Here is an 8,787-nt window from a genome sequence, read left to right as displayed (position 1 = left end):
TCGCGGAACTCCTGGGGATAGGGCTTGGGCACAGCTGGCATCCTTCCAGGCCGCCCGGCAGGGCAAGCCAGATCAGATGTCACCTACTCGTGCACCAGCCCCGTTGCCCCAGGCAAACAGCTCAGTTGCCAAGACGTCTGTGGTCACGCTTACACCGTCGTTGAATGCCCACTGCGTGTCGTGGGCCGAGGCCTGAGCTACGACGATGTCTGAGAGATCTTGCTGTTCGTGCTGCAAGTCAAGGATCGTCTGCCCACCGGGCCACGGGACAGGTGTCCACACGATCACGTCGTCGCAGAAGACTCCGCTGCCATAGCTATCGACGATCGCCTTGTAGTCCGTGGGGAATCGAATGCCCGCGTGGTCCTCGTACCACGGCCAGGATGCGACTCGGGCGGGCTGAACTGAGGGCGATGGGATGAGTGCCTTCAGGTCGTCGATTTCAGTCATCGACGTCACCCTATATTCGGGATTGCTCGAAAGATTGCCAGTCCATCGCGAACCCCGTGGCAGGTCCAGTCGGTGCTAGAGCCAGTCCGACTTGCAGGTGATCAGTCGATCTCGCAGCCCATGGGGTGATGAGCGTGGTGCAGCGCACTCAGCAGGGGTCTGATGGCGAAGCGCTGAATGTCTGTGCCGATGGTTGTGGTCGTCCTTGACGTCTTCGATAACCAGCGGACCCCAGTTGCGAGGGCCAGCAGTTGCGCGCCGCCTGCGGTGGTGTCGCGAAGGCGTGCGCGGAGTCCGCCTTCCCATCTGGACCAGGCGCACGCGGGGATCATCTCCGAACTTGAGGCGCTGCTGGCAACCGAACCGTGTACCAGGAGGCAAGAACGTCGATCACATTCGCGGCCTGCAGGCTGGCGGCACCGGCACGACCGGAAACATGCAGCTCCTCGATAGCAGTGTCAACCAGAGTTTCGGTAGCCAGCTCAAGGTGGGAATGGGCCAACACCCACCCGCTACGGTGTTTGGCGGCGTGCGAATCGTTGGGACACGAGCGTCTTGAGTCGACCGCACGCATCGCGTCTACAGTCGTCACACCTGAACGAGACAGTACGCCAGAGGAGTAGGTACTCGTGACGCTAGAGTTCCACCGTCCCGAAAGCGGTCGCGGAGCGCCCTGGACGCCACCGCTCGTCGGTCCGGTGTTTGCTGATCAAGGCTTGTGCGGCGTCAGCGCTTCCGCTGGCCTCTTTCGCATGCACGACGGTGAGTCTGGTCCGATTGCCCAGCGATTCGTTGATGCCGTCTACCCAAGGACTCGTTCACTTCACGCCGACGTGTTCGGCTTCGACTGGCGCGCACGGCAGTTCGCTGTGACGCGCGACCTCGGCCACGACGACACAGTCGCCGATTCTGCCGGCACCGTTGTCGTTCTCGACCCGTTCGACGTCAGCATTACGCCCTGGACGACGCTTGAGCAGTTCGAGCAAGCACTGTCACTGCCGGTGGCGGAGGAGTTTCTCGGCCCAGCACTATTCACGTCGTGGCGTTCAGCAAAGGATGTGTCCTCGCTCGATCTCGACCACTGCGCGGGCGCCAGCGTGCCCGCCTTCTATGGCGGGCAGCTTGATGTGAGCAATCTCGACTACAACGACGTCGATGTCTATCTGACGTTCATCGCAACGCTCTGGCTCAAGTCGCAGAACCTCCCCGCCGATTCGACGCCACCCGACTTGTCGGATCTGACGCCGTGGCGGAATCAGTGATCACGCGGCTGAGCGGTCAAGCATGGAAGGTCCTCAACGCCGAGCTGATCCCACAGGTTACCGAGATCTACGACACCGCCCGCCCCCGGTTCTCCGCGCGTGGACTGAAGATTGTTGATCGCAGCACCGCCACAGGGTCATTCGGCGGCGATACTGCCTGCGCGACGCTCTGTGAGCCGGCGATGGTGGGCGCACTCGCGGGTGACACCGACATGCTCTACCGCGTAAGCCAGGTGATGCGGGAGGTGCCATTTACCGGCGACTTTTGGACATGGGAGCCGATCCGCGGAGTGCACGCCGCGACTGTCCGGCTGCTCGAGTCGGCCGCTGATCCGCGTGTCGACGAGGTCAGCGGTTATCTGTCGTTCGCTGACAACGGCGGCGAGGTCGGACCGCCACAGTTCAATCAGGCGATGAAGAACCGGCTCGAAGGAGGCCTGCTGACCCACTTTCAGACTGCTGGCTACGCTCGCCCGCTGAAACTTCCCCAGTTCTCCTACTTCATGCGCCGCGCGAGCGAGCTCGAGGTGATGTGGGCATTCGGAGGCTCGGATGCGTGGCCGCGCACAAGGCTTGATCAGGAGTTACGTGCGTCGCGCGAGCTGGTTGGCGACTTCTACGCCTGAAGTTCCCCCTTTCGAATCAGTAGGTGCGGTGAACACCGCCCTTCCAGGCCGGCGCCAAGCTACCGATCGATGACCTGCTTGGGTTCGTTCGCGACCGTCCCGATTCTCATAAGACCTCTGTGGTGCGCGAGGCGGGACTTGAACCCGCACGTCCTAGGACACTGGAACCTAAATCCAGCGCGTCTGCCAATTCCGCCACTCGCGCATGCGCGGGATTCGACCCCTCGCGCGGCCATCAGCGTAGCAATGCCGACAACCCGAGCAGGCGGTGCGACCTGTGGAGTCGGGCACTTCGGGCACCGGCGCTTGCCGCCCGCGACGGCGACGCATGTATTTTCGAGGGTATGACCGCGCAGAAACGACGTCACCGACCCGCGCTCATCGCGCTGGTGATCGTGGCTGCAGTGGTGTGTCTGGCAATGGCCTGGTGGCAGTGGGACCGCTACGAGTCCTCGTCGGGCACCGGCCAGAACCTCGGATACGCCTTGCAGTGGCCGATGTTCGCCGTGGCCTTCGTCTACGCCTACCGCCGGTTCGTCGTGCTCGAGAGCGACCCGGAGGAAGCCGAGAAGGTACGCACCAACAACCACAAGGTCACCGAGATCCCCCAGGGACTACTCCCCGACCGCCCGACCGTGTCGGCCACCGATCCCGATTCCGGCAACCCCGAATACAACCAGCTGCTCAAAGAGCTCGCTGAACAGGAGAAGCAGTGACCAACTCCGAGTCCACCGCGTCGGCGACCACCACCCGTGAGGTCTCGGACTCCGAACGTTCCAAGATCAAGGGCGCCCTCACTCGCTACCGCGTGATGGCGTGGATCACCGGTATCTGGCTGCTTCTGCTGTGCCTGGAACTCATCCTCAAGTACGCCGCCGGGATCGACAGCCTCGACTTCGTGCCCATCGTGCACGGCTGGGTCTATTTCATCTACCTGATCATGGCCATCGACCTCGGTATCCGTGTGCGCTGGCCGCTGGCGAAGTTCATCTACACCCTGATCGCCGGCACCATCCCGTTCCTGTCCTTCTACGTGGAGCACATCCGCACGAAGGAGATCAAGGCGCAATACGGGATCGAGTGAGGCCCACACCGACTCGGCGACCGATCACCGGTGAGCACGCCGAACACCTGTGAGGCACGAAGTCCCGGCGACCACCTCGGTCGCCGGGACTTCTGCTTGTCGCTCCCGGATATCACTCGGTCGTCGACCACCTCACACGCGACTCAGTCGTCGACGATGAGATCACGAAGCGCGGGCAGCAGCGCATCAAGCGCACGCGCCCGATGGCTCACCGCATCCTTCTCCTCGGGCGTGAGCTCGGCGGCCGAACGCTCGCCGACGGTGTCGTCCGGTGCGAAGATCGGGTCGTAGCCGAAACCGTTCTCACCGCGCGGAGCGCGCAGAATGCGTCCCGACCATGTCCCGCGGACCACGTCTTCGGAGCCATCGGGCCGCACCAGCGCACATGCGGAGACGAACGCCCCGCCGCGACGCTCGTCGGGGACGTCGCGCATCTGCCCGAGCAACAACTCCAGGTTGGCCTGATCGTCGCCGTGCCGGCCCGACCAGCGCGCCGAGAGCACCCCGGGCATTCCGTTGAGCGCATCGACGGCGATCCCCGAGTCGTCGGCCACACACGGCAGTCCCGACGCCACAGCCCCGTCGCGGGCCTTGAGCAGAGCATTGTCCTCGAAGGTCGCCCCGGTTTCCGGCGCCTCCTCATAGGGCGCGACATCATCGAGGCCCACCACCTCGAGGCCGTCGACACCGGCCGCGGCGATCACCCGCCGGAGTTCGGCGAGCTTCTTCGGGTTACGGCTGGCCACCAGTACACGCACGGTCACCTGAACTCCTTCGTCACCGGATCATGGGTTGCCTCACAACGGATCAGACACCGACCACAGGCGCCGACCACTCCGATCACGCCTCGGGCGGCGTGCCCGGATACGGCAACGCCAGCGCTTCGCGCTGCGCTTCGAACAGCGTGTCGGTGCCCACCGTCGCCATGTCGAGGAGCTTGTCGAGCGTCGCGCGGGGGAAGGTCGCCCCCTCGCCGGTGCCCTGTACCTCCACGAGCGTGCCGGCGTCGGTTGCCACCACATTCATGTCGACCTCGGCGCGCGAATCCTCCTCATACGGCAGGTCCAGCCGTACCCGGCCATCGACCACGCCCACACTCACAGCGGAGATCGCGCACGAGATAGGTTGCGGGTCAGCCAGTTTGCCCTCGGCACGCAGATAGCTCACCGCGTCGACGAGAGCCACATAGGCTCCGGTGATCGCCGCCGTACGGGTGCCGCCGTCGGCCTGCAGCACGTCGCAGTCCAGTGCGATCGTGTTCTCTCCGATCGCGGCGAGGTCGATACAGGCGCGCAGCGAGCGACCGATCAAACGGCTGATCTCGTGCGTGCGACCGCCGATCTTGCCGCGCACCGATTCACGGGTGGAGCGCGTATGGGTTGCCGCCGGGAGCATCGCGTATTCGGCTGTGACCCAACCGAGTCCGGATCCTCGCCGCCAGCCCGGAACACTGTTCTCGACACTGGCGGTGCACATCACGCGGGTCTGGCCGAACTCGATCAGAACCGAACCTGCCGGATGCGAGGTGAATCCACGGGTGATGCGCACCGGTCGCATCTCGTCGTCTGCTCTGCCGTCTGCTCGTCTGCTCACAGCACCACCCTATCGAGGCGACAAACGGCGGTTCTCCAGACGGGCCCGTGCGCGGCTCGGGGGTCGCGACTGCGACAGACCCTCACGGTCAACCGATGTCGATCACGGTGCCCGACTTCACCGCGAGTATCGGGCCGGCGAATTCCTTGCGCGCCTCGGCGACGACGGTCTCGACGTCCGTCCAGGGCGGAATGTGAGTCAGCGCGAGCGTGCCGACTCCGGCCTTGGTGGCGATCTGACCTGCCTCGACACCGGACAGGTGGAGATCGGGCGGATGGCCGGCCGGATCGTGCGACCAGGACGCCTCGCAGAGAAAGACATCCGCATCGGCGGCCAGCTCGACCAGCGCATCGCACGGCCCGGTGTCGGCGCTGTAGGCCAAGGTCTCACCGTCAGGTCCGGTGACCCGCAACCCGAAGGTCTCCGGTGGGTGGGCGACGGCGCGGGGAATCACCGACAGTCCGCCGATCTCGACCGCCTGCCCCTCCACCCAGGGCAGCACATCGAATGTGTCGGAGATGTCGTCGATCTCACCGGGGAATTCCGAGGAGGCCGCACCGATACGCAGAGCCGTGCCGGTCGGTCCGTACAACGGTGCGCGACCGAGCGCAGGAACGGGGTGATAGCGCCGCCACACCAACAGACCCGGCAAGTCCAGGCAGTGGTCTGCGTGCAGATGACTCAGCAGAATCGAGACCGAGGACGGATCGGCGTGGCGCTGCAGTTCACCGAGCACACCCGGTCCGAAATCGATCACCACCGGATCGTGGTCGGCGACCGTCAGCAGATAACCGGACGTGGCGGCACCGGGACCACCGACGCTTCCCGAACAACCCAGGACGGTCAGACGCATGGGGCCATGCTGCCACGCGCGGACGCCGACGGTGACACGGACCGCCGAACCGAAACCGTGTCGAGAGAAAGTCCGCGAACGCCGAGATATGCGTCCGCCGCCACAAACTCGCCCGCTCTGTTTCGCACCCGACCGCGCGGGGACGCGGACATCGGTCAGTGACGTCGGGCGCAGCACCGACGCGAGCGACGAACCGATCAGACGGCTGCGACCGACCCGATCGCCGGGCCGAGGAATCGCGCCGACAGACGTGCGAAGAAGTCTGGATCGCCGGTACTGCGGAACACTCGCTCGGCGGGCGCACCATCGACGGGTTCGCGGAGCATGTCGGTGCGTGTGAGCACCTTCACCACATCCTTGGCCGTCTCTTCGGCACTCGAGACCAACGTCACGTGGTCACCCATCGCCAACTGCACCACGCCGGAGATCAACGGGTAATGCGTGCAGCCCAGCACCAGGGTGTCGACGTCGGCATGCTGCAACGGGGCCAGATATCCCTCGGCAAGACCGAGGATCTGCCGCCCGCTGGTGATCCCGCGCTCCACGAAATCCACGAAGCGGGGGCAGGGCACCGCCGTCACCTCGACGTCGGCGTCGGTGGCCGCGAACGCCTCCTGATAGGTACCCGAGGCAATGGTCGCCTCGGTCCCGATCACCCCGATCCGACCCGAGCGGGTCGTCGCCACCGCCCGGCGTGTGGCCGGCCGGATGACCTCCACCACCGGCACCTGATAGCGCGACCGCGCGTCGTCGAAACATGCCGACGAGGCGGTGTTGCACGCCATCACCAACATCTTCACGCCGCGCCCCACCAGCTCGTCGCCGATCGACAGCGACAGTCGTCGGATCTCCTCGATCGGCTTCGGCCCGTAGGGTGCATGTGCCGTGTCGCCGATATAGACGATGTTCTCGTCGGGCAGCTGATCGATGATCGCCCGTGCCACGGTGAGCCCGCCCACCCCGGAGTCGAAAATCCCGATCGGAGCCGACGTACCGGCCCGTTCGCTTCCCGGCGGCAACAGATCTGCCGGACTCATACGTCCACCCTCTCGACATCCGATCCCCGGTCGCCGCGACGTCGGCCACCGCGGAGGCGAGCCCCCGACGGGCGGTTGCGATCGCGCCGCGACAGATACCACGCGGCCAGCGCGCCACCGAGGGCGCCGAACATGTGCGCCTGCCACGACACACCCAGCGTCCCGGGCAGCATCGCCCACAGGACACCTCCGTAGAGCATGAACAGCAGCACGCCGAGCAGGATCTGGGGACCGTTGCGGTTGAACAACCCGCGCAACAGCAGGAATGCGAGCCAGCCGAAGATCACCCCGGACAGCCCCACGGTGACGGTGTGTTCCGGCGCGAACAACCACACCCCCAGACCCGAGACGAGCCAGGCGATGGCGGTGGTGACCACGAAGCGGCGCGCCATCAAGACCAGGAATCCGAGGATGACCGCCGGACCGGTGTTGCTCACCAGATGATCCCAGCCGCTGTGCAGCAGCGGCGAGACCGCGACCCCGACCAGACCGTCGGCCTCGCGCGGCTCGATCCCCGCATCGTCGAGCGCGAAGCCGGTCAACGCGTCGATCGCCTCGACGACGTAGAGAATCGCGACGAACACGCTGATGGCGACCAGCGATCGCGCCCACAGCGGCGTCGCACCCCCCGCGCGACCAGTCGCGGCACGCGCAGACGAGACCTGAGCGGACCCCGTCGTCATGGCCTCACCTGCCCCTCCGATTCATCGCGTTCATCGCACCCCTCGGCGTCATCCCGCACAGTTGCCCCGCGTCGACGGCGATGCTGCCCGGTCGACGCGCCACCTCGACCACCACTGTGACACGAACCGACGGTCACACGACAACAGCGGGGAGACCGTCACCGGCGCAGACCCGAGACTTCCGAAGATCCGGCGGCCCGGCTCATGCCCACAGCTGACCTTCCAGTGCGTCGCCGGCCTCGTCGAGGTCACCGGTGTAGACCCCGAGGGAGAGGTACTTCCAGCCGGCGTCGGGCACCACGAAGGCGATGTCGGCGCGCCTGCCGTCGCGCAGAGCGCGTTTGCCGATCGACAGCGCAGCGGTCACCACCGCGCCAGTGGAGATACCGGCGAAGATGCCCTCGGTGTCGAGCAGTGTGCGGACCCGCGCGATCGCGTCGTGGCCGGTCACCGAAAACCGTCGGGTCAGCACGTCGGGATCGTAGAGCTCGGGCACGAACCCCTCGTCGATGTTGCGCAGGCCGTATACCTCGTCGCCGTAGCGGGGTTCGGCGGCCACGATCTCGACATCGGGGTTCTGCTCACGCAGATAGCGCCCGACGCCCATCAGCGTCCCGGTGGTACCCAATCCGGCGACGAAGTGGGTGATCTCGGGCAGATCGCGGTAGAGCTCCGGACCGGTCCCCTCGTAATGCGCCAGCGCGTTGGCCTTGTTGCCGTACTGGTAGAGCATCACCCAGTCGGGGTGCTCGGCAGCCATCTGCTTTGCCATCGCGACCGCGGTGTTCGACCCGCCCGCCGCGGGCGAGGACACGATCTGTGCGCCGTACATGCGCAGCAGTGTCCGCCGTTCCTCCGACGTGTTCTCCGGCATCACCACGATCAGCTGATATCCCTTGAGCCGCGCGGCCATCGCCAACGAGATCCCGGTGTTGCCGCTGGTCGGTTCGAGGATCGTGGCCCCCGGAGCCAGCGTGCCGTCGCGCTCGGCCTCCTCGATCATCCGCAGTGCGGGCCGGTCCTTGATCGATCCCGTGGGGTTGCGATCCTCGAGTTTGGCCCACAACCGCACGTGTGGTGCACCGCCGTCACCGATCGCCTGCTCACCACTGTCCTCACCCCAGCGCGGCGAGAGCGTCTTCAGCCCGACCAGTGGCGTATTGCCCACCGACTCGATCAGCGATCCGTACCGGCTCATC

11 protein-coding genes and 1 tRNA gene are annotated in these 8,787 nt (G+C 65.8%); 4 read left to right on the top strand and 8 right to left on the bottom strand.

Translation table 11 applies throughout. The features are described from left to right. Positions 1–72 precede the first annotated feature (72 nt). On the bottom strand, positions 73–450 hold the full coding sequence (locus tag IEW22_RS17415; protein WP_188588276.1) for a hypothetical protein: 378 nt from the start codon (positions 448–450) through the stop codon (positions 73–75). A gap of 629 nt (positions 451–1,079) precedes the next feature. On the opposite strand from IEW22_RS17415, the gene IEW22_RS17410 reads away from it, so the two are divergent. Both IEW22_RS17410 and IEW22_RS17405 read left to right on the top strand, forming a co-directional pair. Further along, the gene (locus IEW22_RS17410; protein WP_188588274.1) at positions 1,080–1,712 is read left to right on the top strand and encodes a hypothetical protein; all 633 of its coding nucleotides are present in this window, start codon (positions 1,080–1,082) and stop codon (positions 1,710–1,712) included. Next, complete coding sequence (locus IEW22_RS17405; RefSeq protein ID WP_188588271.1) at positions 1,697–2,338, top strand: hypothetical protein; 642 nt, start codon at positions 1,697–1,699, stop codon at positions 2,336–2,338. The genes IEW22_RS17410 and IEW22_RS17405 overlap by 16 nt, the downstream gene beginning before the upstream one ends. Before the next feature lie 120 nt (positions 2,339–2,458). On the opposite strand, the gene IEW22_RS17400 is transcribed toward IEW22_RS17405, so the two are convergent. Continuing rightward, positions 2,459–2,543, bottom strand: a tRNA-Leu gene (locus IEW22_RS17400). A gap of 139 nt (positions 2,544–2,682) precedes the next feature. On the opposite strand from IEW22_RS17400, the gene IEW22_RS17395 reads away from it, so the two are divergent. Next, positions 2,683–3,054 (top strand): transcriptional regulator, encoded by a 372-nt coding sequence (locus IEW22_RS17395; RefSeq protein ID WP_188588269.1) that lies wholly within the window; start codon positions 2,683–2,685, stop codon positions 3,052–3,054. Further along, complete coding sequence (locus tag IEW22_RS17390; RefSeq protein WP_373284233.1) at positions 3,051–3,422, top strand: DUF3817 domain-containing protein; 372 nt, start codon at positions 3,051–3,053, stop codon at positions 3,420–3,422. The genes IEW22_RS17395 and IEW22_RS17390 overlap by 4 nt, the downstream gene beginning before the upstream one ends. Positions 3,423–3,565: 143 nt before the next feature. Here the strand turns inward: IEW22_RS17390 and rdgB are convergent, their stop codons facing one another. The 6 genes from rdgB to IEW22_RS17360 all read right to left on the bottom strand — a co-directional run bounded on the left by rdgB (position 3,566) and on the right by IEW22_RS17360 (position 8,786). After that, positions 3,566–4,186: an RdgB/HAM1 family non-canonical purine NTP pyrophosphatase gene (gene rdgB, locus IEW22_RS17385; protein WP_188588267.1), complete on the bottom strand. Its 621-nt coding sequence runs from the start codon at positions 4,184–4,186 to the stop codon at positions 3,566–3,568. A gap of 76 nt (positions 4,187–4,262) precedes the next feature. Next, positions 4,263–5,015: a ribonuclease PH gene (gene rph / locus IEW22_RS17380; RefSeq protein WP_188588265.1), complete on the bottom strand. Its 753-nt coding sequence runs from the start codon at positions 5,013–5,015 to the stop codon at positions 4,263–4,265. Positions 5,016–5,103: 88 nt separating this feature from the next. Then, positions 5,104–5,868, bottom strand: coding sequence for a cyclic nucleotide-degrading phosphodiesterase (locus tag IEW22_RS17375; protein ID WP_188588263.1), 765 nt, complete (start codon positions 5,866–5,868; stop codon positions 5,104–5,106). Positions 5,869–6,065: 197 nt separating this feature from the next. Further along, entirely contained in the window at positions 6,066–6,905 is an 840-nt protein-coding gene (gene murI, locus IEW22_RS17370; RefSeq protein ID WP_188588261.1) for a glutamate racemase, read from the bottom strand. Then, complete coding sequence (locus tag IEW22_RS17365; protein WP_188588259.1) at positions 6,902–7,588, bottom strand: rhomboid family intramembrane serine protease; 687 nt, start codon at positions 7,586–7,588, stop codon at positions 6,902–6,904. The genes murI and IEW22_RS17365 overlap by 4 nt, the downstream gene beginning before the upstream one ends. A gap of 202 nt (positions 7,589–7,790) precedes the next feature. Beyond that, positions 7,791–8,786, bottom strand: a complete 996-nt coding sequence (locus IEW22_RS17360) for a PLP-dependent cysteine synthase family protein (RefSeq protein ID WP_188588252.1) — start codon at positions 8,784–8,786, stop codon at positions 7,791–7,793. Between the last annotated feature and the right edge of the window lies 1 nt (position 8,787).

The sequence above is a fragment of the Gordonia jinhuaensis genome (genome assembly GCF_014639795.1).
Classification (GTDB): domain Bacteria; phylum Actinomycetota; class Actinomycetes; order Mycobacteriales; family Mycobacteriaceae; genus Gordonia_B; species Gordonia_B jinhuaensis.
The sequence above is the reverse complement of the archived record's forward strand: the minus strand, read 5'-3'. Positions and strand labels throughout refer to the sequence as shown.

What these genes read in the sequence shown, in the direction of transcription:
- IEW22_RS17415 (WP_188588276.1), bottom strand. Translation starts at nt 450, where the DNA reads ATGACTGAAATCGACGACCTGAAGGCACTCATCCCATCGCCCTCAGTT.
- IEW22_RS17395 (WP_188588269.1), top strand. Translation starts at nt 2,683, where the DNA reads ATGACCGCGCAGAAACGACGTCACCGACCCGCGCTCATCGCGCTGGTG.
- IEW22_RS17375 (WP_188588263.1), bottom strand. Translation starts at nt 5,868, where the DNA reads ATGCGTCTGACCGTCCTGGGTTGTTCGGGAAGCGTCGGTGGTCCCGGT.
- murI (WP_188588261.1), bottom strand. Translation starts at nt 6,905, where the DNA reads ATGAGTCCGGCAGATCTGTTGCCGCCGGGAAGCGAACGGGCCGGTACG.
- IEW22_RS17365 (WP_188588259.1), bottom strand. Translation starts at nt 7,588, where the DNA reads ATGACGACGGGGTCCGCTCAGGTCTCGTCTGCGCGTGCCGCGACTGGT.
- IEW22_RS17360 (WP_188588252.1), bottom strand. Translation starts at nt 8,786, where the DNA reads ATGAGCCGGTACGGATCGCTGATCGAGTCGGTGGGCAATACGCCACTG.